The organism is Rufibacter tibetensis (genome assembly GCF_001310085.1).
GTDB lineage: Bacteria > Bacteroidota > Bacteroidia > Cytophagales > Hymenobacteraceae > Nibribacter > Nibribacter tibetensis.
The window spans coordinates 2,269,866-2,295,582 of sequence record NZ_CP012643.1; the positions used below are offsets into that span (position 1 = coordinate 2,269,866).

Here is a 25,717-nt window from a genome sequence, read left to right on the forward strand (position 1 = left end):
GTTTTCGCATAGTGTTATGCATAAGCACTATATTTTTTAGAAATATTAATCTTCCTTTCCAGGATGAGTCAGCAGGTGAATCACTTGTACAAGAGTGCTGTTAAGGGTATAGAAAGAAAAAAGCAGGGCTGAGCTCATCTCTTTTCTGCCAAACACGTTAAGCCATGACTGGTTAAGAGATAGAAACCTATGTATGACGTATTAATTGTTGGAGGGGGTCCGGCCGGACTAAGTGCAGCTATGTTGCTGGGGCGTTGCATGCGTAAGGTAGCCTTGTTTGATTCAGGCGAATACCGGAACCATTACGCCCATAACATGAACGGTTTTATAAGCCGTGACGGAACTCCACCACAAGAGTTTTTGCGCATGGGGCGCGAGGACCTGGAGAAGTATGAAGTAGAGTTCAAGCATAAACGCATTGTACAGGTCACCAAAGAAGGAGATATGTTTAAAGCCACCGACGAGGAGGACCAGGTGTACCTGTCCAGAAAGGTGCTATTAGCTACTGGTTTGTGTGACCGGTGGCCTGAAATACCTGGGGCAGAACCTTTCTACGGAGGCAGCATTCACCACTGCCCGTACTGTGACGGGTTTGAGTCAAAGAATAAGCCCTTGGCCGCTTACGGCAAAAACCGTGATGCCGTGGGGCTTTCCTTGTCACTTAAAACCTGGAGCAGTGACGTAATGCTGTTCACAGACGGCACCAACCGCCTCACCCGTGAAGACCGCGAGCTCCTGGCCCGTAACAAAGTGCAGATCAACACCGCAGGTATTGAACGGGTAGAAGGCGAAGGCAAGCACATGTCACGCATTGTGCTCAAGAACGGGCAGGTAGAAAACCGGGAGGTGATGTTCTTTTCCACAGGATCAGACCAACGCTCAGACCTGGCCCGCCAACTGCAGTGTGATTTCACCAGCAAAGGCGTGGTGAAAACCTATAAACACCAGCAAACCAATGTGCCAGGCTTATATGTGGCCGGTGATGCCGCCCGAGACATGCAGCTAGTAATAGTAGCCGCCGCTGAAGGTACCAAAGCTGGAGTAGCCATTAACATGGAACTGCAGAAGGAGTTCAGACTGTAAACTGCAGCAATCTTTAGTTAAGCCTAATGGTGCGTTTAAAGCCAAACCCTATAAATGGAAGCTTTAAGCGCACCTTTTATTTTTATTGTGGAATACCAGAAGCGCAGAAGAAACAGGTGCCAGGCTTTGAATGCGTTTTTAGAAAATCAGCCTTGAAACAGTTGGCAGTTTGAAGGGAGCAAATCACTTCTTACTTATGGAGAACAATTTGGTCTCTGCTTCCAAAATAGAATAGAAAAGCCCAGGGTCTGATCAGGCCCTGGGCTTTTTAGAAAGCAGTTGTCTTTTGTAGCTTAAGTGTTGCTGGCGGTTTTGCGCTTCTTTTGAGAAAGCTTCCGGAAAACGCGGTCAGGAATGCAGTACTCATGGCCTTCTACCAACAGGTGCATGATGAGGTTCTCCACGGCAATAGGTTCACCTTCCTCTACCTCCTCTAAGTTAGAATAACGCACGTGCGAACTGTCCATGATGGTGACCACTCCATTCCCGAAAACTTCCACGTGCTGCCCGCCTTTGATAATGATACCCGTTTCTTCTCCCAGCCCAATGCCAATAAACTGAGGACGTTTAGAAACGGCGTGCGCCAGGCGCCCAAAGCGGCCCCGTTCCGTAAAATGGGTGTCAATGAACACGTTCTGGATAAAAGATAGCCCGTCAGTCGTCTTGACCTCGCCTTTCATCAGGGAGTAATACCCGTAGCCCTCGTAAATCATGCGGTTAGACATGGCGGCGGCTCCGGCACTAGTTCCGGCTATGGTGATTTCCTCTTCGTGGTACCGGGTTTGCATGAGGTGGTGCAGCTGGGTGCCGGCCAAGAATTCTTTTAGCCGCAACTGGTTTCCGCCGGTGAAGAAGATTACCTCGGCCTGGGCAATGCGCTCCAGGTTCTCGGGTTTGTCGGCTTCGTTGTCTTCGTCAATGTGCATAAAGCGCACGCTGTTGCAGCCCAGTTCCTCAAATGCCTCCTTGTAGGCCTGCCCAGACTCCATAGGTTCCAGGGTGGCCGTGGTAATTACCTCAATATTTGAATTGATGCTACAGATCTCAGAGCGGATGAGGCTTATCAGGCCATCATCATCGCCCCCGCCTAGTGCTATCAGAGTTCCTTTAGGTGTTTGCATACGCTCACGTTTTAGTTGAATAACCTTATGGAGATACAGCAAACCTCACTTCACTCCCAACTCAGCTACCAGATGTATCAACGTAGGCCCTATAACAAGGATGTCTAAAATAAGGCAGATTTACCCCATGTGCAACTTTTCACTAAGACAGCATTCTCCTTCTTGCCTTAACTACGCCTCAACAAAGGCGCTCAAAAGAAGTAACGCCCCTAGGTTTCATTCAACGCTGCCCCGGCTTAATACGTAACCTTTACTGATATGAAAATCGAGCAAATAGAAGACAAGGGCCTGTCCCATTTTTCTTACATCATCATGAGTGATGCGGAAATTGCCGTCATTGATCCTGCGCGTGACCCAAGACCCTACGAGGAGTTTGCCATGGTGCATGACGCCAGGATTATTGCCGTGATAGAAACGCATCCGCACGCCGATTTTGTGAGCGGGCACGTGGAACTGTCAGAGGCAAAGCAGGCGCCCATTTACGTGAGCAAACGCGCTGGGGCCAAGTACAAGCACACGCCCTTTGATGAAGGAGATGAACTGAGAATTGGTGAAATAACCCTGCAGGCGATAAATACGCCCGGGCATTCACCGGATAGTATCTCTATTTTGCTGCGCGATGAAAACGGAAAGGAACACGCCATCTTCACCGGAGATTCGCTCTTCATAGGCGATGTGGGCCGACCAGACTTGCGGGAGAATGTAGGCAACGAGACCGCGGCCCGCGAAGAACTGGCCCGGCAGATGTACCACACCACCCGAGAGAAGTTGATGAACCTGCCCGATGAGGTGCTGGTGTACCCTGCGCATGGCGCCGGGAGCCTCTGCGGAAAAGCGATCAGCGAAGCCAAATCCAGTACCATTGGGGACGAAAAGCGCACCAACCCCGCCCTCCAGGAGATGACCGAAGAGGCGTTCGTTTCTTTCATTAACCAGGATCAGCCGTTTGTACCCAAGTACTTTGAGTATGCTGTCAGGCTAAACCGCCGGGGGGCGCCCAAGTTCCAGTCGGCTATCAAACAAGTGCCCATCATTGCCCCCGATCATAGAAGGCACAAAGACGCATTGATCATTGACACTCGGCCTGAAGACCGCTTTAAGCAAGGGCATTTACCCACGGCCATCAACCTGCAGGACGGGCCAAAGTTTGAAACATGGCTAGGTTCTATTGTGGCACCCGAAGAAAAGTTTTACCTCTTGAGTGAAGACGAGGAAAACCTTAAGGAACTGATTGAACGGACTGCCCGCATTGGCTATGAACCTTTCATTCTGGGGGCTTTGCCCGTGCCTCCGGCCGGGTCAGAAAAGTCGCCTGTATTAGACATAGAACACTTCAGGAGCAATCCTGAGGCTTATACCATCTTAGATGTCAGGAACTCGAATGAAATAGAGGAGCAGCGGGTTTTCGCTAACGCCGTTGAAATGCCCCTGCACCAATTGAGGGAGCGGATAAATGAGATTCCCGTGGACAAACCCATTGTAGTACATTGTGCCGGAGGATACCGGTCGGCGGCGGGAGCCAGCATCATTGGGCAAGCCATCACAGAAGTGCCGGTGTATGACTTAGGCAGTGCCATTACCCAATTTAACTCTCCCCGATAAACCGCAGGCGTCTTCGCGCTGAGATTTACTGGACACTCCCGTTTGGAGGCTGATTTCATGAAAACAGCCTCCAAACGGGAGTGTGGTTTCTAAAAAGATCTCCAGCCTTGATTAAAGTTAAAAGTTGCTTACCGCCTTCTGAATGTACTTTTCTTTCCTCCCAGATAGCAGAAGGTACTTGCCGATCAACTTGGTTTAAAGCAGGTATAATTGGCATCTACAGCGAAAGTTTATAATTTCGAATAATAGGTTCGCTCATCTAGGGGCATGTAACGGCATAAGACATACCAGTTTTACAGGCCGATTTTTCAATTTTGATTTGACTATGGGCTTTTGTTGAGCCAAGTCATTAGTTGCTTATGTTTTCTTCTCTTCGTAGTTCTTTTCTTGGTTTCCTTCTGCTGTTTTTAACCTTTTCAGCCTCAGCCCAAATCCTGAATGTGGAAAAAGCCCGGGTAGAAAAAGATTCCTCCCACTACTTTACCGGCAAGCTGGGCGTAAACCTGAACCTGTTCAACCGGGCTACTGGCAAGGAAGGTAAAACCGACCATTTTGTAGGAATTACGGGGAACGGTAACCTTGGCTACGTATCTGAGCACAATACTTACCTGTTGCTGGCCTCCTACAATTATGTCAGGTTGAAAGGCGAAACTCAGGTGGAAACCGGCTATGTGCACGGGCGTGTCACCTTCAGACGGAAGGCTCGTCTGTCTTATGAAACCTATTCTCAAGCTCAATATGACTACAACCGAGGCTTGGAACTAAGAATGCTGGTGGGCACCGGCATCAGGTATGCCGTGGTTCAGAAAGAGAACATCCGGTTCAATTTAGGTACTGGTGTCATGTACGAGCATGAACGCTGGCGAAACATGGAGGAAAACCGATACATTGAAAAAGACATTCCTAAACTTTCTTCTTACGCCAGCATCCGGTTGCCCCTGAATCCACACCTGGAGTTGAGCACCATCCATTATTACCAGGTAGGCTATGACCAACCAGCCGGCATGAGCAGGCACCGGTTCAGCGGCGATATATCTATTATCACCAAGATCAACAACCGCTTTCAGCTCACCACCAACTTCTCCCACACCTACGAGAACCGCCCCATTGTCCCCATCCCCAATTACCTCTACAGCCTCACCAACGGCATCCAGCTGAGTTTCTAAAGCTGAAGATTAAGGCTAAAAGTGCGGTTGTGGTTTCAAATCAGTTTTCATAAAACAAGTTTGAAACATCCCCTCAACTTTCCCCTGTTCCAGTCTTTCCCTCGAGCGCCTCGCTTTTGGCCATAGATAGACTTAAACTTAGAGAGGCAGACAGCTCAGGCCGAAAGGGCAGTGCGAGAGGGGAAGACGGGGCCCCGCGGCCGTGAGCGCTTATCGCAGAAAATGAAACAATCAAGCATAAGGACCTCGCATTAAACAGACACCACGCCAGCAAGAACAAGCATCATTCTTCTCCGCCCGCAGCCCGACGGTTTGCTTTTTTCTGCCCATGCTTCTGCTTCGCTAATAAACGCTTTTGCACCGCAGCTTTAGAAGGCCTGGTCTTTTTTCGAGGTTTGGGGCGGTGCAGAGCCTGCTCCAATACCTCATACAGCTTCTGCACTACCAGTTCCTTGTTGGCTAATTGGCTCCGGTCTTCCTGGCTCGCCAAATGTAAAAAGCTTTCCTTGTTCAGGCGAGGCGCAAGTTTCTCCAGCAAAAGGTCTTTCTGTTCCTGCGTCAGGAGCGCCGAACTCTCAATAGAAAACCAGACTTCTACCCTACTGGCTACTTTATTCACGTTTTGTCCGCCGGGGCCACTGCTGCGCGACGTCTGGAATGTCAATTCTGGGGTTAAATCTGGAAGCATAGGCAGGATACGTAGGAGAGCCACGGAGTGATATGCCTCTAACAAGCGGAGGAAGTTTGAGAAGGAAGGCCTTACCAAACAACTCTAGTTACAGAAAGGTAGCTGATTTTAACGGCAGCACGGACCGGAAGACCTTGCTCAGGCTAGTATCGCCCTTCTTATAGCAAAATCACACAAGAGCTAACTCAACAGTGTTCGGGGAAACACAAATTGTTCATTTCTGGACATATATAGTTCAGGGGTGTACAGTTATGTTGTGTCTTTTTGATATCAATCAATTGAAATCCAGTATTTTAACTATTTGGCACAGGTTTGGAAAAGAAAATTACCAGAGCAGACAACCAAAAGAGCAACGCTTGCATCTTTAAGGTGTAGCAGAACAGGAAGAACAGCAGAAAAGAGAAGGCTTCGGTTCAAGGCTCAGCAGGGATGCAACTCCAGATAAATTAAGTAGTCTATTCATTAACCTTAAAAACTTAAAGCTATGAAAGTTATTTTCTTATTATTCTTGATGTGCCTTGGTTCTGGTTTGGCCTTGAAAGATGCATTGAGCCGCCTTAACTACAAGCAAGAAGTAATCTACATTAACCAATCTGGAAAACACATGCCGGCACCAACCGCTGATACTGCTGCTGAGACTACCACCGTAGCCTACGCCCCAGCCGGAAAAGTAACCTTCAGCGCGTAATTAACTGCTAGTTCCTTGTTGTTTCGGGTTTGTTTTCCTGAAATGAGCTTTGAACAGAAAGTGCCTTCTGGGTTAGAAACCGAAAATAGAAGAGCCCTCCTTTTTCTTCTTTTTCTTTTTGTCTGAAGGACTGAAAATACCTTTAATGATTTGACCCGGTGTGGGTGGCTTTTCCTTGATCAGGACGTACCGGATAGAGAAGGCACCCCCAAAATTAAACCATTCCTCGTGCCGAAGGTGAATGGCGGGTTTTATGTCGGCAGATAGCAGGAACGGGAGTCCGTTCATTTTGTATTCCAGGCCCAAGATGCCATCTACGCCATAGATGGTGCCGTAGTCTTTCAAGTGGCCGCCGTGTACCCCACCGCCCAAATAATAATTGAAGCGTTGTCCTAATACAGGATAGTGCTGCTCAGCCAATATAGTGGCAGTTACCTGCCTGGGACCGGCAGTGACCATGCCTTCCAGGGTGGTTTTTTCCAGAATTTTTTGCTGAATAGTTCCTCCAAACTCATCGTTGCCAATCCTTAGACCGGCGGCAGTTTTATAGCGTTGGGCCAGGGCTGGCAGGCAACTCAGGAAACAGAGGCAAAGCCCTAACAAGATTACTTTCTTCATGCGGTAAAGTACGGAAGAGAAATTCAAACAGCTGCTTTAAAAGCAGAGAACATGTACCAGCAGAACGGCTCGGCCACGGTTTTTCTTTCACTGGCCAAAAGCCATTTTCTTTAGCTAACCCCAATATACTTATTTAGGCCCTTGTAAATCAGATGCTTTAGATAGAAGGAATGACATTATGAATTTATCTACGAAATAATTCGTGGATTTATTTTCTTTTTACGAAAAGCTTCGTATAATTAACTACGAAATGAGTCGTAGAATAGATCCCGCAAGAACATGAGTGAGAACGAAGCCCCTTTAAAACCCACCGAGACCGAACTGGAAATCCTGCAGATCTTGTGGCAGCACGGCCCCAGCACCGTTCGGTTTGTAAACGAAGAGCAGAGCAAAGCCAAAGAAACCGGGTACACCACTACTTTAAAACTGCTGCAGATCATGCACGAGAAGAACCTGGTTTCCCGCGATGAGGAAAGCCGCTCGCATGTGTACCAGGCCGCCGTAACCGAAGAAGAAACCCAACAGCACCTCCTGGGCCGCTTCCTGGATACTACCTTCCGGGGCTCGGCCATGAAATTGGTGATGCAAGCCTTAGGCAACCACCGCACCACCCCAGATGAATTAAATCAAATCCGCCACCTATTGAAGAAACTGGAAGATGACTCAAACGCTGATTCATGATGCAATTCCGCAGGCAGTGATGCACGCCTTAGGTTACACGCTCCTGCACTCTCTCTGGCAAGGAGCTTTAATGGCCCTGCTGGTGGGCGTTTTGCTAAGATTGATGCACCGGCACTCGGCAGCTACCCGTTACTGGGTAACGTGGGGCGGCCTGATGGCCTTGCTGCTTCTTTCAGTGGTCACTTACTACAACCTCTATACTCCTGCCGTCTCCTCTAAAGAAGTGGCAGCATTAGCCTCAGCCGGAGGTATTGACTGGAAAACTACCATCCTGCAAACGGCTCCGCCCTCTTTCTGGGAGAACGCGTTAGCACAGGGGCACGCCTATTTCAACCAGCATCTGCCAGCAGTGGTCATGCTATGGCTTTTGGGCATGTTGCTGATGGGGTTGCGCGTGCTGGGGGGCTGGGTGTATGTGCAACGCCTTAGGTCTTATCGAACCCGGCTGGTGCCACAGGAGTGGCAGCAAAAAACGCAGGAGTTATCCCGCCGGTTAGGAATGCGCCAATTAGTGAAGGTGGCAGAGTCTGCCCTGGTGCAGGTGCCCATGGTCATTGGACACTTCAAACCTTTGATCTTACTGCCGGTGGGGGCATTAACAGGCTTGTCCACTGCCCAAATAGAAGCCATTCTGGCGCATGAACTGGCGCACATTCATCGCCGCGACTACCTCCTGAACCTGTTGCAGAGCTGGGTAGAAACTTTGTTTTTCTTCCACCCAGCTGTGTGGTGGATTTCTGATTGCGGCCGCACCGAGCGCGAACACGCCTGCGATGACCTGGCCCTTGCGCTCTGCGGAGACTCCCTTAACTATGCTTACGCTTTAACTCACTTAGAAGAACTGCTCATGAAAACAAACGAAACCTCTCCCCGTCTGGCCATGGCTTTTTCGGGCCGTCGCCGGTCTTTGCTGAGCCGCATTACCCGGTTAGTACAGAAATCAACCCTTCGTCCATCCTTTTCTGAAGGGTTCCTGGCCAGTTGCGCGATTATTGCCGGCGTAATGGTCTTTTCGGCCAGTGCCTGGGCTAATTACACGTTACCCGATCAATCTTTACAGGGGAATACTTTGGAGGAGAAGCCTGCATCGGGTAAATCTTCCATCGTTGTAGCGCCTCAGGAGGAAACGCAAGAGCCACACGAAGAAGACCTGACATTGCAGCAACTGGATGATGACCTCATCATTGTGCAAAACAAAAAAGGCAAGGTGGTAGAGGTCTATGTGAATGGACAGCGTGTGCCTAAAAGTGAGTTAGGCAAGTACCAAAGCCGCATAGAGCAACAGTTAGCAGCAGCCAAAAAAGGCAAAACCCTCCGGGACGATGACGAAGTGGAAAGAGCTATGGAACGGGCAGAAGCATCCCTGGAAAGAATAGAAGAGGAAGAATTCTTCAGAGGCCCAAGACGCATGGCACCCAGACCTCCTATGCCGCCTATGCCACGTGGCGTTGCCCCCAGAAGAGGAGTAGCCCCGGTGCCTCCTGTTCCACCAGTTCCTCCGGTGCCCCCTTTATCCGATGACAAGGAAGGTAACAAAGACTACCAAAAAGCCTTGAAGGAATACGAGGCACGCATGAAAGAATATCAGGCCAGAATGGCCGAGTTTGGCACCAAGCAACTGGAGTTTGAGGCCAGAATGCAAGTCAGGCATGGTGCCCGCATGGAGGAGAATGCCCAACGGCTGGAAGAGCACAGCCGCCGGATAGAGGAGCATACTTTTCGGTTAAAAGACCATGAGAAACGCCGGGCCGAACACACCGTGCGCATGAAAGAGCACGAGGAGCGCAGAAAGAAACATGATGCCATGATGAAAGAACTCCAGACTGCATTGGTGGCTGATGGCCTGATCAAATCCACTGACGAGGACTATGAATTTAATCTGGATAAAAACGGGCTTACCGTGAATGACAAAAAGCAATCAGAGGCCTTGTTCCAGAAGTACAAGAAGATTATTCAAACCAATACTGGGGAAGACGTGGAACTGATGCTGAAGAAAGACGGAGCCAACTTCAGGGTCAAATCTAATGTAAGCACTGAGAGAACCAAGTAACGGGTCTTCTTGAACACTATTTAGCGACAATCCCTTTCCTGCTGTTTTAAGCATGCTTTTCTAAAAAGGCTGCTGAAACAATTGGAAGGGGATTGGTGTGTTTGGCAGTTTCTATCCGCAATAAAGAACTTCTATAGTTTCAAAAACCGGGGTTGAACTGCTTAGGCGTTTTGTTGGGGAACATACTCCATCCGGTACATGTCAAAGCCTTTGGCCCAGTAGTCTTTTGTCACTTCCAGTAGTTGGAAGCCTTGCTTTTCATAAAACTTGTAGACTAGTTGAGAAGTCCTGACAGAGATGGTTTGAATGTGCGGCAACTCCTGCAGCTTTTTGATCCGGTAGTGCAGAAGCAGACTGCCTAAGCCTTTGCCCTGGTGCTCGGGGTGTAGAATATCCCAGCTGATTTTCCCGGTAGCCAGATCTTCTGAAAAGTTAACCCCTCCGCAGCCTACTACTTGGTGCTGGTACTCCAACACAAAATACTGTTCAATTTCATGGTCTAAGTAGTGGGTTAAGTCAGCTTCTTCTTCGGGAGAAAAATACATGGGAGTATTCAGCATCAGCAACTCAAGAATTACCGGCTTGTCTTTAAGAGTATACTCCCTAATGACTACTTCTTGGGTCATACCTGAAATTTTTAGATTGTTTAAGTTCAGGGTAAAGGATGGTTGATGAACTGAATTCAGGTCAGATCAATGGAAAGAATGTTTAATATGTTAGTGCCAATGAGTAACTCATCTTTTTGAGTAACTCATCTTTTATTTAGATACGATCCGAAAGTCTCATTGTAGCGAAGTATATAAGACAACCCTTCGCCTCTGCTAAACTGAAATTCTTTGTTTGAACCGCCCTTGTGTACCGTAATTTTGAAGCTCCCCTCAATGAACACAGGTCTTGACACTATTTCCGAGACCTCTACTTCCAGTCTCTTCTTTAAGGTGCTTTTTTCCACAGTTAAAGTTGTGTCCAGAGTTGTCTCAAGTTCAGAGGAGGGGTTAGCGGCATCTTTGCGTTTTTGGGAGTAAAAATCAACCTTCACCAACTTTCCTTCCTTTTTGAGATTGGCGGTCCAGTTTATTTGACTTCCTAGGCAGCCGTAATTTATAGTGGTGAGGGTGATAGAATCTGAGCCGCCGTCTTCTATGGCCTTGATTAGGTGTCGGTAAAATTCAGTGGCCCCAAGTTCCTGCCCTAAAGAAACAAATCCAGAGCACAGTAGAACCAGGATAGAAAACAGTTTTTTCATAAGACAAAGATTTTTCTGAGGCTTTGGTGTAAGATACAGGCTGGCTCTAATCCTGCTGAGCATCATTCAATGTTGTAGAATAAACATACGCTTTATTGTTGAGATTAACAGAGATGTATCTGGCTAAAGGAAATGAGCTGCTCTTATAGTCTCAAAATTGTCAGACCTCTTTCGGCTTGTTTTTTCAAAACCAGTTCTGAAACAGAGTGCCTCCTCAACGCTGGTAAATCCGTACATTCGCTTGAGTTTTAAGACACGCGCGTATGAGTGAGAACATCTTTCCGGAAATGCAGCATCTATTGGGGCTGCCGTTGACCAAAACCACCCGGCTGGGGCATGTGCAGTTCTTCCATTTCGGGAAGGCCCATATCATGAATGCGAGCGGCCTGATTCTGGATGTAGGTGCCTGGACGTTAGAGGTGGCGTGCCATTGGCAACTCCAGGAGGCAGGGGAAGTAACCATCCGGTTTGAGGAGGTGGAAATCCCGGGAGACACCAAAGCGTTGGCAGACCCGGCCTTTGACCCACAGGTACCTGGCAGCAACCTCAGAGACCGCAAATTGCAGGAGTTGGTGCGGGACCACAAGGAGACCTTACGTGTCTGGCAGGTAACTGCTTCTCCTGAGGGAGAACTGACGATTTCCCTGGAAGGCAATCGGGTGTTAAGTATTCAGCCTTCTCAAGGCATCCTGGAAGAATCAGCCTATTTCTGGCGCCTCTTCAGCAACTCCCAAACCGAGGGGGCTGTAGGTTTTGGGGCTAATGGAGTATTGCGGGTGTAGCTTGTTTTGTGGCTGCTTTTAAGATAAAAGGCTTAAAACAGAGCTGCGGAGATTTTTCATAACTGCCGGAGCTCAGCCTTCTGCTATCTTTTCCCGGAAAGTACAGAACGAAGTTTTTTCTGTGCCGGCTTGTCTTGAGAGAAGGCATTGATACTTGCCTTAGATTACAGTATATTGCTTCTTATATATAGCCAGTATTTGAAGCTTTATGGGCAAGCACCTCCGGAAATATCCTGTCTGCACTAATTGCGATTACGCGTTCACCTCTGAGCAGCCAGACAACTTTTGCCCCCGCTGCGGCCAGGAGAATCATGACCTGAACGTTCCCTTCAACCACGTGGCACTGGAACTGCTGGAAGGAACCATTCACTATGACAGCAAGTTCTGGACGACGGTCAAATACCTGCTTTTTTATCCGGGTAAGCTCACCAATGAGTTTCACCGGGGGAGGCGCATGGGCTATGTGCCACCCATCAGATTGTACGTCTTCATCAGCTTTGTTTTCTTCTTTCTGCTCTCTTTGCGGGTAGGCCATACCAAAGGCGGTGACAAGCCTTTGCAGGCAGACATTAAGGTGCTCACCCAACCAGAAAACCTGACCGATGTGGGTGGCGCTTATGCCACAGATTCCCTTAAGAAGGAGTTGAAGGAGGTGCAGGAACTCAGTGATAGCCTTTTAGTGCTTTCTTCTAAACAGGAAGAAGAAAAGTTCAGAACCCTGGAGAACCTGCCACCTAATGCCTCTACCGCCCAATTAGATGCCACCCTCACGGCTTTAGGCATTGAGAGCAAGAACAGGCTTACCCGTGGTGGGTTGCAGAAAGTGGCAGATTTGCAGCGACTCACTAAAAATGAATTGACATTGAAAGCGGTGAAGTATTTCTCTGTGATGATGTTTGTGCTGATGCCGGTCTTTGCCCTCTTGTTAAAAGTAGTTTTCAGGAGGGCACGACGGTTTTACATGGAGCATTTGATCTTCAGCATACACCTGCACTGTTTCATTTTTGTGATGTACAGCATCTGCCTGCTTTCACTGTACCTGTTTACCTCCTTAGATCCCTTTCGCTGGGCAAATCTGCTGGGGCTGCTCTACTTGTATTTAGGCTTAAAACGCGTGTTTAAGCGCAGCAAGTTGCGCACATTCTTTAACATGGTGGGAGTTCTTTTCCTGTACCTCTTTGCGGGGGTAATTACATTGATGTTGGGTTTGGTGGTTAGTGCCGTGATGTAATCTCCAGTGTTTGTAAAGGCAGGAAGCAACCTTTCTCAGATCTCTGCATCTATGAAAGAAACAATCCTAAACTTCCTGCACCATGAAAAAGATATTCTCTTGCCTCCTGCTAGTAGTAGCAATCCTTAGCTTAGCGCCCCAGGTACAAGCCCAGTCTGTAGAAGGGAACGGCAACTTCAAAACGGAAAGTCGCAAAGTGTCTACCTTTACAGGGCTTCGGGTAAGCGGTGGGTTTGAAGTGGTGCTTACCCAAGGTACTGCTGAAAGCCTCAAACTGGAAGCCGAAGAGAACATTCTTCCATTTATTGAATCTACGGTGCAGGATGGCATTCTGCATATCAAAACCAAGCCGGGGATTAAGAATGCGAAGCGCCTGAAAGCGTACGTAACAGTAAAAGACCTGAAAAGCCTTAACCTGAGCGGGGGCATCAAGCTTACTTCTGCCAACACTATCAACGGGACTAGCCTGAAGTTTGACTTCAGCGGAGGAATCAACGTGGAAATGGCTCTGCAGGTAAAAGAACTCATTGCTAACATAGCAGGCGGTACTGACATCACCCTGCGCGGTCGCGCTGAAACCGTGAAACTAGATTTGGCCGGTGCTGCCAGCCTTAAAGCAGTAGACCTTAAAACCGATTATTTCACCATTGACGCCGCTGGTGCCAGCAATGCCCAGGTAAATGTTTCCAAAGAGTTACATGTAGAAGCCGCAGGCATTGTAAGTGTAGGGTACAAAGGTTCTCCTAAAATAAACCACTCCGGAATGGGCAAAGTACGACCTATCTAAGTCACATTCTGCTTCATTTTAAAAGCCAGGCCCCGGTTGATCCTTCAACCGAGGCCTGGCTTCTTTTATTGGTAAGCTTAATAAGGTTCCTCTTCTCCCTTCATGGTTGGACGCAGGCCTAGGATTCAAGTTAGTGAGGGAAGTGCCGAACAATGGCTGAAGCATGTAACTTCTGCTTTGGATTGGTTCTGCCTGCCACGCTTCTTAGATATGCTGCTTAGCATCTTTGTTCCAAAGTAACTTGGCTCCTAGGCTTAGAAAATAGCAGAGTAGAGCAACAAACGAGTTTTTGCAACGAAAGTATGTTTGGAAGGTTATTGTATTTTTCTACCTTTTTTACAGAAATGTAGATAGAAACGAAAATAAAGTTGCATCAGAAAACACGAAGTTAACAAAGCTATAATGAAGCTTTTTCGCTCATAAACGGCACCTTTTCTTGTGTGTTCCTGCTATGTTTCAAATTTACATTGATATGAGAATATGTGAGGTTAAACGAACGCTTGTTTTTGGTGGAAAAATGCAGTTATATTATTCAAATATAGGAAAACCCACTTGACATAATTCCCCGTAGGTACCATTCAAAATCCCTTTACAACCTACAAACAAACATTATTCTAAAACCTTTACCCCCTTACTGTATGAGAAGAATTTTAGCCGTTGTGGCTTTCTGCCTTATGGCAGCAAGCCAAGTCTTCGCACAGGCCTTTGTAGATCCAAAGCTACAGGCAGCTCTCACCAACAATTTATTACCTGTGGAGGTCGTAGTAACCTTCAAAGGACAATCCGCCCCCACCCTATTAGATGTTGCTTCCCTTACCCGTGTGGGCATAGCCCAGGGGCTTACCTTACGTGCCCTTCCTATTGCTGGTGTAATTGCTACTGCCGCCCAGGTAGACGCCCTGGCCAAAGACGAGCGAGTTTTGTCATTGTACCTGAACGAATCTCTCAGCCATGAAAATGATGGTGCTACTGCCCTTACCGGGGTAGACAAGCTGCGCAATGAGGCTGGCTTTACCTCTAAGAATGGTGGTTTCCCGGTTTCTGGCAGAGGAATTGGCGTTTTAGTAAATGACAGTGGCGTAGATGGTACCCACCCAGATTTACAGTTCGGTAAAAACCTGAAGCAAAACGTAACGGCTGCCACCAACCTGAGATCAGTGAATGGCATTCTTCCTTACACTCCTGTTGAAAACGTTCCTAACACAGATGCTACCGGCGGACATGGTACCCACGTAGCAGGTATTGTGGGCGGTACTGGTCAGGCCTCTAGCGGCAAGTACACCGGTGTGGCACCTGGCGCTGATCTGGTAGGCTATGGTTCTGGTGCAGCGCTCCTGCTATTGGATGTGTTGTCTGGCTTTGACTACGCTATCATCAATCAGGCTCAATACAACATCAGAGTAATCACCAACTCCTTCGGAACTACCAGTGACACTGGTACAGACGTAAACCCTGCTGATCCTATTACCATGGCTACTAAGCGCTGCGTTGACAGAAACATAGTAGTGGTTTTCTCGGCTGGTAACTCTGGTCCTGGTTCAGGAACCATTACTGGTAAATACAAAAAAGCGCCTTGGGTAATTGCCGTAGCCGCCGGAGATAAATCTGGCCGTTTGGCAAGCTTCTCTTCCAGAGGTATCCAGAACAAAGGTGGATCTTTCACCTTAGACGGTGTGAACTATTCATGGCAAGACCGCCCTACGGTTACTTCTCCTGGGGTAGATATTATCTCTGCTAAAGTAACTGAGCCGCTTACGGCTTTGTCTGCCCAGCAAGATGCCGCCGCTATGGAGCCAGCGCACGTTCCTTTCTACACGCATAAAAGCGGTACGTCTATGGCTGCTCCGCACGTAGCAGGTATTGTGGCCTTGATTCTGGATGCTAACCCATCTTTGTCAGTTGCTCAGGTGAAAGAGATCCTTCAGCAGACTGCTACTAACATCCCTAACAGAGCCTCCTGGGAAGTAGGTGCCGGGTACGTGAACGCGTATGCAGCGGTAGACAGAGCCTTCAGAGCGGCTGCTCCTTACGGTTCTACGCTTAACCTCACCAGATCTTTCAACAGCAATGTGAACACCAACAGTGTAACTGATAGATTCACCATCAACTATAATCCTGCTACAACTGCTACCAACAGAACTACATTCAATGTAGCTTCAGGTACTACCAGCCTTGAGGCTAAGATCAAAGCTACTGGTATTGAAGGTGAAACTGGTAATCCTGTAAGATTAACCGTTATTTCGCCAAGTGGCGTGAGAACCAGTGCTGGTATTCCGGTAACTTTTGCGTTGAGCTATGACAGAGGGGTAGCCGTGGCTTCACCTGAGGCTGGTACCTGGACCGTTGAAATCTCTGGCTTAAACGGAGTCGCTTTCCCTGAAACGATCAACGGTGTTGTAAACAAAATGACAGCGGCTGGTACTACTGGCCTGACTGACATTGCCGGCCACCCGGCAGAAGCTTCTATCAAAATGGCCGTAAGCGCCCGTTTAGCTGATGGTTTAGCCGGCGGAACTTTCAGCCCAGATGAGCTTCTGAAGCGTATTGACTTAGCTGATTACCTGATGATGGGCGAAGGCATTCGTCAGTTCCTGCCTATTGATGGTTCCTTTACATTGACTGATGTAAAAGAAAGAAACCTGTTAGCCGAGTCTATTGTGGCCAAAGGTGGTGCCTTGAGAGACAGAGCACATGCTTTCAACGGCATCATGTTACCAGTATCTGCCGGTAAGTTCGCTCCAAACGGGAAAGTAAACAGAGCCGAGTTGTCTTACTCACTGGTACAGGCCCTGGGCTTGCAGAAGTTTGCCTTAGAGCGTAACGGAAAAACGCCTTCCGTAACGGTTGATGGCGTGACGTACCCAATTGAAGATGCATCCCAGATTCCGGCTGGCCTGGAAGGCTATGTAAGTGTGGCTTTAGAATTGAACCTGATCAACGCTTATTATGCGGTGACTCAAGGACCTTATGACCTGAAGCCTACGCTGCACGCTACCTTCAAGCCTTTGCAGGATGTGACTCGTGCAGATTTTGCGGTGATCATCACCCGCACGCACGCTCAGTGGAACGCTGCTACCCAGCCAATTGCTGCAACAAGCACGTCAACTGCCGTAGTAGCCAATGACCGTATGTACGCATATCCTAACCCATTCACAGGCAGAACCACCATTAGCTACACTGTAGCGCAAGATGGACCGGTGCAAATCAACGTGTATGATGTAATGGGTAACAAAGTGCAGTCCTTAGTTTCTGAAAGCAAGAAATCAGGAAAGCACGCCGTGACCTTTGATGGCGCTAACCTGCCTGCCGGAACGTACATTTACAAAGTAGAAACCGGAAACAAAGTACAAACCAGCCGTGTGGTACTTACCAAATAAGCGAAGAACTTAAGTTGTTTCTTTCAACCATTAAAAGCAGCCATCTGGAAAGGATGGCTGCTTTTTTGTTTTAGCAAGAATAGCTCAGTTCTGGGTTTGAGAACAGAACCTCCTTCAACTAACCCTTCACCTGAGATAGCTCCTGCTTTTGTAAATTATCCTACGGATTAGCGGCAATTATCCTGTTTTAAGGCTGTTTTCTGGATTTTGGCTTGTTTTCCTGCCTAACAAGCGTTAAACTTAAGAGTGCAAATCTTTTGCATTGGAAAACCTGTCGATTACCTAACAAACAAACTCTTGAAAAGACGTGATTTTATAGGACTAACCGCCATGGGTGTAGGAGGGCTGCTGCTGTCTAACGTCCCAACGTTTGGTCATGAAATTGATCCGGCCCGCGCCCTTGAAACCGTGGATGTGGTCCTGAAAAGACGCCTCGCCGATGTGGCCCTCAACGCCGCCAAAAGCAAAGGCGCTACCTACACCGACGTTCGTATTGGCCGTTACCTGGCCCAGAATATGTTTACCCGTGAAAAGCAAGTACAAGGCATCAGCACCACCGAGAGCTACGGCGTAGGGGTGCGCGTCATCGCCAACGGCACCTGGGGCTTCGCGGCCACGTCAGATGTGAGCGACAAAGGCATAGCCAAAGCCGCTGAGCAAGCGGTGGCAATTGCCAAGGCGAACTCCAAACTGCAGAAAGAACCTGTGGTGTTAGCTCCGCAGCAGGGTTATGGCGAGGTTTCCTGGAAAACACCCATAAAACAGAACGCCTTCGCAGTACCCGTTTCTGAGAAAGCCGATTTGTTGTTAAGTGCCAACGCCGCCGCTTTGGCTGCCGGTGCCAACTTCGTGAACTCGGCCCTGTTCCAGATCAACGAGCAGAAGTACTTTGCTTCTACAGACGGTTCTTACATTGACCAGGACATCCACCGTATCTGGCCCAACTTCACGGTAACTGCCGTTGACAAAACCTCTGGCAAGTTCAAAACCCGCGATGCATTAAGCGCGCCTATGGGCATGGGCTTTGAATACCTCACAGTAAAAGCACCTACCATGAAGGGCCCGGAAGGCACTGGCCTGACCGGCTATGACAAGTACTTTGACATTGTCGCAGATGCTGGCCTGGCTGCCAAACAAGCCCGCGAGAAATTGACCGCTAAATCAGTGATGGCCGGTAAATACGACCTTGTATTGGATCCGAACCACCTCGGCTTAACTATCCACGAAAGCGTAGGTCACCCGTTGGAACTGGACCGCGTGCTAGGCTACGAGGCCAACTACGCCGGTACTTCCTTCGCAACGCTGGACAAATGGAAAACCAAAACGTTCCCGTACGGCAGCAAACTCGTGAACATCTTCGCCGACAAAGTGCAGGAAGGTTCTCTGGGTGCCGTAGGCTATGACGATGAAGGCGTGAAAACCAAGCGCTGGGACCTGATCAAAGATGGCGTGTTGGTGAACTACCAGGCTACCCGTGATCAGGCGCACATCATCGGCGAAAAAGAATCGCACGGCTGCTCTTACGCCGACAACTGGAGCTCGGTACAATTCCAGCGTATGCCAAACGTGTCTCTGGCGCCGGGCAAGCAGAAATTGAGCGTAGATGACATGATCAAAGGCGTAGACCGTGGCGTGTACATTGCCGGACGCGGTTCTTATTCTATTGACCAACAGCGCTACAACTTCCAGTTTGGCGGTCAGTTGTTTTACGAGATCAAAGGCGGCAAAATCGTAGGTCCGCTGGAAGATGTGGCGTACCAAAGCAATACCCAGGAATTCTGGAACTCCTGCGCCGCCATCTGCGACGAGAGCGACTACCGCATGTTCGGGTCGTTCTTTGACGGCAAAGGCCAGCCTAGCCAGGTAAGTGCTGTTTCGCACGGCTCGTCCCATACCCGTTTCAACGGCGTGAACGTGATCAATACTGGTCGTAAGATTTAATAAAACACGAGGAAAGACCCTGCTTTGCAACTGCAGAGTTGTGGGTCTTACAACTCGATACGTGATACTAACCAAATGGCAATATTAAGTAAAGATCAAGCGCAGGCGCTCCTCAAAAAGGCGCTGGGCTATTCCAAAGCCGATGAGTGCGAGGTAAACCTCACCGGTTATAAAGGCGGAAACATCCGTTATGCCCGTAGCACCGTGTCTACCAGCGGTGAAGAAGAAAACATGTCTCTGGCCGTAGAATCCCGCTTCGGGAAACGTTCTGGCGTGGCCACCATCAATGAGTTTGATGATGCCTCCCTGGAAAAGGTAGTGCGCCGGGCCGAAGAGGTAGCCCGCATAGCCCCGGAAAGCCCGGAGTACGTGCCCATGCTGGGACCACAGAACTACCTGCCCAGCAACGCCTGGTTCAAGTCTACCCATGACATCAACCCTGAGTACCGGGCTGAGGCCGCCGGAAAAAGCATGCAGCTCGCCGACAGCAAAAAACTGACGGCTGCCGGGTTCTGGGAAGACCGCAGTGGGTTCAGCGCCAAGATGAATTCCAAAGGCCTGTTCGCCTATAACCAAAGCTCAAACGTAGATTTTTCCGTGACCATGCGTACCGCTGACGGTACCGGTTCTGGCTATGTGACCCGTGACGTAAGCGATGTCAGCAAACTGGACACCGCTGCTGCTTCTAACATAGCGGCACAAAAAGCTTTAACCTCTGTAAATGCCAAAGCCATTGAGCCGGGCAAATACACGGTGATTCTGGAGCCTACTGCCGCAGTTGATTTGCTGCAGAACATGTTCCGCAGCATGGATGCCCGCTCCGCTGAAGAAGGCCGTTCTTTCCTGAGCAAACCCGGCGGGAAGATCAAGCTGGGCGAGAAAATGTTTGATGAGCGCGTGACCATCACGTCCGACCCCACCAACCCTGAGGTGCCTTCCTCTACCTGGTCTAATGATGGCCGTCCGCACGAGAAAGTGACCTGGATTGATAAAGGTGTGGTGAAAAACATCCCGTATTCACAATTCTGGGCGCAGAAAAAAGGCGTGAAAGGCTTGCCTGCCCCGGGAGGTTTCATCATGGCTGGCGGAAACCAGAGCCTGGAAGACCTGATCAAAGGCACCCAGAAAGGCATTTTGGTCACCCGTTTGTGGTACATCAGGGCAGTAGACCCACAAACCCTGCTTTACACCGGCCTTACCCGTGACGGAACCTTCTACATTGAGAACGGCAAGATCAAGCACCCAGTGAAGAACTTCCGTTTCAACGAAAGCCCGGTGATCATGCTAAACAACCTGGAGGCCATGGGCAAACCGCAGCGCATTGGCGGGAACCTGGTGCCTCCAATGAAAATCAGAGACTTCACCTTCACCAGCTTGTCTGACGCTGTATAATTCACAGATATAACCTGTAAAGCCGTTCTACCTGGTGGAACGGCTTTCTTTTCTTTACATGCCCGCTCTTTTCACCTTCGTACGCCTGCAATACCGCTCCGGCAACTGGGACACCGACCAGCGTATGCCTTCTAACCTGCTGCACTCAATGGTGGAGTACACTACCGTGCCCATTGTGGAACAGGAGAAGGTGGTCAGTCTGGAAAGCACCGAGCTGTTCCGTTACCCATTCTGCTACCTGAGCGGGCACAAACTGGTGCAGTTCAACGCGAAGGAAAAGGCCAACTTTGAGCGCTACGTGCAGAACGGCGGCTTCGTGTTTGTAGATGACTGCAACCATGACATAGACGGTTTGTTTGCCCGTTCATTTGAAGAGCAGATGCGCGTATGCTTCGGCCCGAAGGCTTTGAAGAAAATTCCTAACAACCACCCGCTGTACCGTTCTTTTTTCAAGTTTGAAGAAGGTCCGCCCACCACGTCTTTTGAGCTCAATGGCTGGGGTGATGACCTGGTGCATGACTACCTCAAAGCTTATGAAGTGAATGGCCGCATTGCCGTGCTCTACAGCAACAAAGACTACGGCTGCGAGTGGGACTATGACTTCCGGAACAAGCGCTGGCTGGCCGAGGACAACACCAAGTTTGGGGTGAACATTGTGATGTACGCGCTCATGAGTTAAGCCGTAGTTTAGGCTTGTTTTATACAATCGCGTTAGAAGCGAAAAATTGGTAGTACCATATACCGCTGGCGCGAGCCTCCGGCTCGTGTCCGGACGCAAAGCAAAATTAGTTTGAGTAATCAACTTGAAAAGGAATCAGCAATACGTGCGGACACGAGCCGGAGGCTCGCGCCAGCTTAACAAGTATCATCGCTACTAGCAAAGCTGTTTTTCCAAGCATTTTCTGAAAAACACTCCCTAAACACTATGGCGATTACCTCAACAATCGCTTACTTACTAATCAAAGTAATTGACGTCTAGTTTACGCCCCACGTGACCGCACAAGAAGTAACTCAACTCTTAAATAAACTACCTGCGCTTAGGCAGGAAATAAGTAAAATCATTGTAGGCCAGCAGGAAGTACTGGATGAAGTGCTTATCACGCTTCTGGCTGGTGGGCACGGATTGTTAGAGGGCGTACCAGGTTTGGCCAAAACCTTACTGGTGCGTACCCTAGCGAATGCTGTCGATTTGCCTTTCCGCCGAATCCAATTCACGCCAGACTTGATGCCCACGGACATCTTGGGCACCGAAGTGCTGGAAGAAGACCACACTACCGGCAAACGGTTCTTCCAATTCAACGAAGGCCCCATCTTCGCCAGCATTGTCTTAGCAGATGAGATCAACCGGACGCCTCCTAAAACCCAGGCGGCGCTGCTGGAAGCCATGCAGGAATTCGAGGTAACCTACGCCGGAAAGACGTACCCATTGCCGCGCCCCTTCTTCCTGCTCGCTACCCAGAACCCCATTGAACAAAGCGGTACGTATCCCTTGCCCGAGGCTCAACTAGACCGCTTTCTGCTCTACATTAAGATTAAGTATCCCACAGAACTGGAGGAGATTTCTGTCTTGAAAAGCACCACAGGTGGACAGCGGGAGAAAGTGCAACCTGTTTTATCAGGTCCCGAAATTCTGGCCCTGCAAGGCTTAGTACGCGAGGTCTCCATTTCAGATGAACTGGTAGCCTACGTAGCGCGCCTGGTGCGTGCCACTCGTCCTGAGGACAGTTCAGTACCGTTTGTGCAGGAGTTCGTGCGTTGGGGTGCCGGTCCGCGCGCTGGTCAGGCGCTTATTCTTACCGCCAAAGCCCGTGCTCTGCTACAAGGCCGTTTCGCAGTGACCATGCCAGACTTGCAGACTATGGCGTATCCGGTGCTTCGGCATAGGGTGCTCGTGAACTTCTCCGCGGAGGCGGATAACATCTCTACAGACAGAGTTGTGGAGGAATTGTTGAAAGGAGTGGAACAGCCACGGGAAGTGCTGCGGTAAATCAAGCTAATCTATGATAGAGGAGTACTCTCTTGTGTCATCCTGAAAGGATCTTGTGGGCAAGCGGTAGTAGCGCTGATTTAATGCCTTTCTAGTTCGCTCACAAGATCTTTCCAAGATGACAGAAAAAAGAATAGATTTCTTTGTGCTAAAGTCAGTTAAAGAATTTTAACAATGCCCCACCGTCTCCTCAACCCTCAAACCTTCGCCGCCATCAAAGACCTGCGCCTGATTGCCAGGGCGGTAGTGGATGGTTTTATGTTGGGGCAAAACCAGAGCGTAAGGCGGGGAGCGGGCATTGAGTTTGCGCAGTACCGGAGCTACCAGCCCGGCGATGATCTGCGGCAGCTGGATTGGAAAATGTTTGCGCGGTCAGATAGGTATTACATCCGGGAATCTGAGGTAGATAGCAGTGTAGCGGTGCGGTTCGTGGTGGATGCTAGCGGCTCCATGGCCCATAAGGATGGGGATTTGACGAAGCTGGACTACGCCCGGTATCTGGTAGCGGCGCTGGCATATCTGGCCATTCAGCAAGGCGATGCCATCGGGTTGTTTGTGGTGCAGGAGGAGCAGTTGGTGCAGTTGGCGCCGCAGCAATCCAGTCAGCATTTGCAGCGGTTCTTCCATCAGTTGGAGCACGTGAAACCAAATGGGCTTTTCCCGGCCGCTGACCGTTTAGCACCCGTTTTTGCGAAAAAGCGCCAAAGAGAGATCACGGTGTTTGTGTCCGATATGTACGAGCAAGCATCAGAGATAACCGAGACGCTGCGCAAGATAGGGGCCCGGGAGAAAGACACGCTTCTGTTCCACCTCATGGGCAAAAATGAACTGGAGTTCACCTATCAAGGGCAGATTTCCTTTCAGGATTTAGAGACCGGGCAGACCATTCAGGTGAGTTCTGACGCGCAACGGGCCGAGTATCTTTCCCGCCTGCAAGAATGGCTCAAAGGTCTGGAAACCGACACCCGCAAAAAGCTAATCCATTACGAGAGGTTCCACCTGCATGAGCCTTTGGACAAAGCGCTTCGGGCTTTCCTGATGAGCCGGGCCAGGCAGTAAAGTAGTTCTGAGCCTTCTTTTCTAAAATCAGCCTGAAAACAAATCTTATCTTTCCCTTCGGCAGAAAGCATAAAAAAGCGGTCCCTTTTACCGGCTCTTTTCAGAAAAAGGCTGGTAAACGGGACCGCTTACTGTAGGCAGAAGAACCTATTTTAGTTTGAAGACATCGTCTTTCAGGTTCTTGTTGATTTCTACGCTGTTCACGGTAGAGGTAATCACCTGGCTGCCAATGTGCAGGTCAATCTGGTGCGGGAACTTGATGCCGTTCACCTCGCGGTAATCTTTCAGGTCGGTAGTTTGGTTGGCGGTACCAACTGAAGTTTGCTCAGTAGCTACCTCGCGGATTTTCAAACCGGTTTCCTTGTCAAAGTAGTGGTAAGACTTTTTGCCGCTAGGCAGGGTCAGTTCCAGTTTATAAGCATCGCGGCCTTCTACTTTCTCTACCTGGTTCAGGGCCAGTTTCACCCCTAATTGGTCATAGTTCAGGAAGTTCGTCCAGATGTCCAGTTTTTGGTCCTGCAGTTCTGCCGGGGACATTTCTTTTACCTGACCTTGTGTGATGATTGCGCCTTTGGTGCCGTTGATGGCCACCCGGTTAATCTCATTCTCGTTGAATCTGATAGTCATCAACGACTTGTCGGCACCCTTTTGCTGCACCGTTACTGCCAGTTGCGCGCCAGGTACCTTCATGGTTCGTTTAATGGTCAGGTCCTTTACTTTCTCCACGTTCGCTTTACCACCAATGGCGTTGATGTAGGCAGCCAGTACGGTTTGCACGTTCACGCCTGCCGGGAGCGACATCAAAGGAGCGTCAACTTTTTCACCAAATGCATTCAGGTAAGCAATGGGCTGGTTAGCGTTGAAGCGCTTCAGCTTGTCAGAGATTTCACGGGCGTTGCCCACGGCTACTAAATAGGCTTTCTCCGGCTGAAGGTATTTCTGGGCCACGCGCTGGATGTCAGCAGGTGTTACCGCAGCTACGTTCTTCAGGTAGTTGGCATAGTAATCTTGTGGTAGGTTGTAGCGCGCGGTGTTGATGGCGAACATGGCTACCGTAAGCGGGTTCTCCAAAGAACGGGCGAAGGAACCAATGATCATGTTCTTTACCTTCTGCAACTCCTCAGCAGAGACAGGCTCTTTGCGCAGGCGATCCATTTCAAACATGATCTGGGTGAAGGCGCTATCAGTGACGGTATTCCGCACGCTGGCGAACGCACTAAAACGGCCAGAAATACGGTCGTTAGACAGAGAAGAGTTGGAGCCGTAGGTGTAGGCGTGCTTCTCACGCAGGTTCGCATCCAGGCGGGCAAAAGAGCCACCCAGGATGTTGTTCATCAAACTGGCGGCAATGGCATCTGGGCTGCCGGGCTTCAAATCAACGGCATAGGTTACGGAGATGTTTGACTGTACCGAGTTGGGACGGTCTATGACTGCTACCTGGTTGCCAGCCAAGGCGGCTGGAACCGGATAGGTGTTCTGTTTCACATCGGCGTTTTTCCATTTGCCAAAGTACTCCTTCACCAGCTTCTTCGCGTCTTTGGGGGTAATGTCGCCCACAATGGCTAAGTAGCCAATGTTCGGTCTGAAGTACGAGGTGTAGTAATTCTGCACATCGGTTAACGAGATGTTGCCTACGGTTTTTTCCGTGATCACCTCGCCATACGGATGAGTTTTGCCATAAAGCAGAGCCTGTTGAGCGTTTCTTTCAATAGTAGCCGGGTCATCTTTTGACGACGCCAGGTTAGAGGCCATCTGCTTCTTGAACTTGTCCAACTCTTCCTGCTTGAACTGCGGACGCAACACTACATCGGCGGTTAATTCCAGCAATTTAGGAAAGTGTTTCTTCAGGCCTGAGGCCGAGAAGCCGGTAGCGGAGGTGTTCAGGGATGCCCCGATGAAGTCAATCTGCTCGTCTAGCTGGTCTTTGGTGCGGGTGGTGGTACCGGTGCGCATCAAATAGCCAGCGGCTCCGGTGAGGCCTGCTTTCTCGCCTTCCAAAAGAGGGGCGCGGTCCAGTACCAAACTCATGGCCACGGTAGGCAGGTTGTGGTTTTCCACCACGTACACTCTTAGGCCATTAGAAAGTGTGAAAGACTCGTATTTACCTATTTCAATGGTAGGAGCCGGACCCGCAGGCGGTGGCGTTTGCTTTGTCTGGGCCGAGCTGCCAAAAGAGACTACCAGCGCCAAAAAGAAAATCGAAATATATTTTTTCATG

The 25,717-nt window shown here is 49.4% G+C and carries 21 protein-coding genes; 15 read left to right on the forward strand and 6 right to left on the reverse strand.

All coding sequences use genetic code 11. The features are described 5' to 3' along the window. Window positions 1-189 precede the first annotated feature (189 nt). Window positions 190-1,083 (forward strand): NAD(P)/FAD-dependent oxidoreductase, encoded by an 894-nt coding sequence (locus tag DC20_RS09085; protein WP_062543543.1) that lies wholly within the window; start codon window positions 190-192, stop codon window positions 1,081-1,083. Window positions 1,084-1,376: 293 nt separating this feature from the next. On the opposite strand, the gene DC20_RS09090 is transcribed toward DC20_RS09085, so the two are convergent. Then, on the reverse strand, window positions 1,377-2,204 hold the full coding sequence (locus tag DC20_RS09090) for a cyanophycinase (protein WP_062543544.1): 828 nt from the start codon (window positions 2,202-2,204) through the stop codon (window positions 1,377-1,379). A gap of 258 nt (window positions 2,205-2,462) precedes the next feature. Between DC20_RS09090 and DC20_RS09095 the strand changes: the two genes are divergently transcribed. Further along, entirely contained in the window at window positions 2,463-3,806 is a 1,344-nt protein-coding gene (locus tag DC20_RS09095; RefSeq protein WP_062543545.1) for an MBL fold metallo-hydrolase, read from the forward strand. 359 nt (window positions 3,807-4,165) lie between these two features. Further along, complete coding sequence (locus tag DC20_RS09100) at window positions 4,166-4,972, forward strand: DUF481 domain-containing protein (protein ID WP_062543546.1); 807 nt, start codon at window positions 4,166-4,168, stop codon at window positions 4,970-4,972. Window positions 4,973-5,255: 283 nt separating this feature from the next. On the opposite strand, the gene arfB is transcribed toward DC20_RS09100, so the two are convergent. Continuing rightward, entirely contained in the window at window positions 5,256-5,660 is a 405-nt protein-coding gene (arfB, locus tag DC20_RS09105) for an alternative ribosome rescue aminoacyl-tRNA hydrolase ArfB (RefSeq protein ID WP_062545884.1), read from the reverse strand. A 484-nt stretch (window positions 5,661-6,144) separates the two neighbouring features. Between arfB and DC20_RS09110 the strand changes: the two genes are divergently transcribed. Beyond that, the gene (locus tag DC20_RS09110) at window positions 6,145-6,348 is read left to right on the forward strand and encodes a hypothetical protein (RefSeq protein ID WP_062543547.1); all 204 of its coding nucleotides are present in this window, start codon (window positions 6,145-6,147) and stop codon (window positions 6,346-6,348) included. A 72-nt stretch (window positions 6,349-6,420) separates the two neighbouring features. On the opposite strand, the gene DC20_RS09115 is transcribed toward DC20_RS09110, so the two are convergent. Next, entirely contained in the window at window positions 6,421-6,966 is a 546-nt protein-coding gene (locus DC20_RS09115) for a hypothetical protein (RefSeq protein ID WP_157593114.1), read from the reverse strand. A 279-nt stretch (window positions 6,967-7,245) separates the two neighbouring features. Here DC20_RS09115 and DC20_RS09120 point away from each other — a divergent pair, with 279 nt between their 5' ends. Together DC20_RS09120 and DC20_RS09125 are read left to right on the forward strand one after the other, a co-directional pair. Beyond that, entirely contained in the window at window positions 7,246-7,647 is a 402-nt protein-coding gene (locus DC20_RS09120) for a BlaI/MecI/CopY family transcriptional regulator (protein ID WP_062543549.1), read from the forward strand. Further along, entirely contained in the window at window positions 7,625-9,697 is a 2,073-nt protein-coding gene (locus DC20_RS09125) for a M56 family metallopeptidase (protein ID WP_062543550.1), read from the forward strand. Before DC20_RS09120 ends, DC20_RS09125 begins: the two co-directional genes overlap by 23 nt. Window positions 9,698-9,858: 161 nt before the next feature. Here the strand turns inward: DC20_RS09125 and DC20_RS09130 are convergent, their stop codons facing one another. Then, on the reverse strand, window positions 9,859-10,323 hold the full coding sequence (locus DC20_RS09130) for a GNAT family N-acetyltransferase (protein WP_062543551.1): 465 nt from the start codon (window positions 10,321-10,323) through the stop codon (window positions 9,859-9,861). A gap of 125 nt (window positions 10,324-10,448) precedes the next feature. Beyond that, complete coding sequence (locus DC20_RS09135) at window positions 10,449-10,943, reverse strand: hypothetical protein (protein ID WP_062543552.1); 495 nt, start codon at window positions 10,941-10,943, stop codon at window positions 10,449-10,451. 263 nt (window positions 10,944-11,206) lie between these two features. Between DC20_RS09135 and DC20_RS09140 the strand changes: the two genes are divergently transcribed. From DC20_RS09140 to DC20_RS09180, 9 genes are all read left to right on the forward strand, one after another. Further along, on the forward strand, window positions 11,207-11,725 hold the full coding sequence (locus DC20_RS09140; RefSeq protein ID WP_062543553.1) for a hypothetical protein: 519 nt from the start codon (window positions 11,207-11,209) through the stop codon (window positions 11,723-11,725). Between the two features lie 208 nt (window positions 11,726-11,933). After that, window positions 11,934-12,956, forward strand: coding sequence for a DUF3667 domain-containing protein (locus tag DC20_RS09145; RefSeq protein WP_062543554.1), 1,023 nt, complete (start codon window positions 11,934-11,936; stop codon window positions 12,954-12,956). Between the two features lie 82 nt (window positions 12,957-13,038). After that, window positions 13,039-13,743: a head GIN domain-containing protein gene (locus tag DC20_RS09150; RefSeq protein WP_062543555.1), complete on the forward strand. Its 705-nt coding sequence runs from the start codon at window positions 13,039-13,041 to the stop codon at window positions 13,741-13,743. Between the two features lie 638 nt (window positions 13,744-14,381). Next, complete coding sequence (locus DC20_RS09155; protein ID WP_062543556.1) at window positions 14,382-17,120, forward strand: S8/S53 family peptidase; 2,739 nt, start codon at window positions 14,382-14,384, stop codon at window positions 17,118-17,120. A gap of 297 nt (window positions 17,121-17,417) precedes the next feature. Then, entirely contained in the window at window positions 17,418-19,061 is a 1,644-nt protein-coding gene (locus DC20_RS09160; RefSeq protein WP_062543557.1) for a TldD/PmbA family protein, read from the forward strand. A gap of 75 nt (window positions 19,062-19,136) precedes the next feature. Beyond that, window positions 19,137-20,453 (forward strand): TldD/PmbA family protein, encoded by a 1,317-nt coding sequence (locus DC20_RS09165; protein ID WP_062543558.1) that lies wholly within the window; start codon window positions 19,137-19,139, stop codon window positions 20,451-20,453. Window positions 20,454-20,511: 58 nt separating this feature from the next. Next, the gene (locus DC20_RS09170) at window positions 20,512-21,132 is read left to right on the forward strand and encodes a DUF4159 domain-containing protein (protein ID WP_062545885.1); all 621 of its coding nucleotides are present in this window, start codon (window positions 20,512-20,514) and stop codon (window positions 21,130-21,132) included. 312 nt (window positions 21,133-21,444) lie between these two features. After that, window positions 21,445-22,440 (forward strand): AAA family ATPase, encoded by a 996-nt coding sequence (locus DC20_RS09175; RefSeq protein WP_062543559.1) that lies wholly within the window; start codon window positions 21,445-21,447, stop codon window positions 22,438-22,440. Between the two features lie 174 nt (window positions 22,441-22,614). Further along, window positions 22,615-23,499 carry a DUF58 domain-containing protein gene (locus DC20_RS09180; protein WP_062543560.1) on the forward strand — a complete coding sequence of 295 codons (885 nt, stop codon included), beginning with the start codon at window positions 22,615-22,617 and terminating at the stop codon, window positions 23,497-23,499. A 147-nt stretch (window positions 23,500-23,646) separates the two neighbouring features. Here the strand turns inward: DC20_RS09180 and DC20_RS09185 are convergent, their stop codons facing one another. Beyond that, window positions 23,647-25,716 (reverse strand): insulinase family protein, encoded by a 2,070-nt coding sequence (locus DC20_RS09185; protein WP_062543561.1) that lies wholly within the window; start codon window positions 25,714-25,716, stop codon window positions 23,647-23,649. Window position 25,717 lies beyond the last annotated feature (1 nt).

Bases quoted from the DNA above. Each gene is read 5' to 3' on its own strand.
- DC20_RS09085 (WP_062543543.1), top strand. From the start codon at position 190: ATGTATGACGTATTAATTGTTGGAGGGGGTCCGGCCGGACTAAGTGCA.
- DC20_RS09090 (WP_062543544.1), bottom strand. From the start codon at position 2,204: ATGCAAACACCTAAAGGAACTCTGATAGCACTAGGCGGGGGCGATGAT.
- DC20_RS09095 (WP_062543545.1), top strand. From the start codon at position 2,463: ATGAAAATCGAGCAAATAGAAGACAAGGGCCTGTCCCATTTTTCTTAC.
- DC20_RS09100 (WP_062543546.1), top strand. From the start codon at position 4,166: ATGTTTTCTTCTCTTCGTAGTTCTTTTCTTGGTTTCCTTCTGCTGTTT.
- arfB (WP_062545884.1), bottom strand. From the start codon at position 5,660: ATGCTTCCAGATTTAACCCCAGAATTGACATTCCAGACGTCGCGCAGC.
- DC20_RS09110 (WP_062543547.1), top strand. From the start codon at position 6,145: ATGAAAGTTATTTTCTTATTATTCTTGATGTGCCTTGGTTCTGGTTTG.
- DC20_RS09115 (WP_157593114.1), bottom strand. From the start codon at position 6,966: ATGAAGAAAGTAATCTTGTTAGGGCTTTGCCTCTGTTTCCTGAGTTGC.
- DC20_RS09120 (WP_062543549.1), top strand. From the start codon at position 7,246: ATGAGTGAGAACGAAGCCCCTTTAAAACCCACCGAGACCGAACTGGAA.
- DC20_RS09125 (WP_062543550.1), top strand. From the start codon at position 7,625: ATGACTCAAACGCTGATTCATGATGCAATTCCGCAGGCAGTGATGCAC.
- DC20_RS09130 (WP_062543551.1), bottom strand. From the start codon at position 10,323: ATGACCCAAGAAGTAGTCATTAGGGAGTATACTCTTAAAGACAAGCCG.
- DC20_RS09135 (WP_062543552.1), bottom strand. From the start codon at position 10,943: ATGAAAAAACTGTTTTCTATCCTGGTTCTACTGTGCTCTGGATTTGTT.
- DC20_RS09140 (WP_062543553.1), top strand. From the start codon at position 11,207: ATGAGTGAGAACATCTTTCCGGAAATGCAGCATCTATTGGGGCTGCCG.
- DC20_RS09145 (WP_062543554.1), top strand. From the start codon at position 11,934: ATGGGCAAGCACCTCCGGAAATATCCTGTCTGCACTAATTGCGATTAC.
- DC20_RS09150 (WP_062543555.1), top strand. From the start codon at position 13,039: ATGAAAAAGATATTCTCTTGCCTCCTGCTAGTAGTAGCAATCCTTAGC.
- DC20_RS09155 (WP_062543556.1), top strand. From the start codon at position 14,382: ATGAGAAGAATTTTAGCCGTTGTGGCTTTCTGCCTTATGGCAGCAAGC.
- DC20_RS09165 (WP_062543558.1), top strand. From the start codon at position 19,137: ATGGCAATATTAAGTAAAGATCAAGCGCAGGCGCTCCTCAAAAAGGCG.
- DC20_RS09170 (WP_062545885.1), top strand. From the start codon at position 20,512: ATGCCCGCTCTTTTCACCTTCGTACGCCTGCAATACCGCTCCGGCAAC.
- DC20_RS09180 (WP_062543560.1), top strand. From the start codon at position 22,615: ATGCCCCACCGTCTCCTCAACCCTCAAACCTTCGCCGCCATCAAAGAC.
- DC20_RS09185 (WP_062543561.1), bottom strand. From the start codon at position 25,716: ATGAAAAAATATATTTCGATTTTCTTTTTGGCGCTGGTAGTCTCTTTT.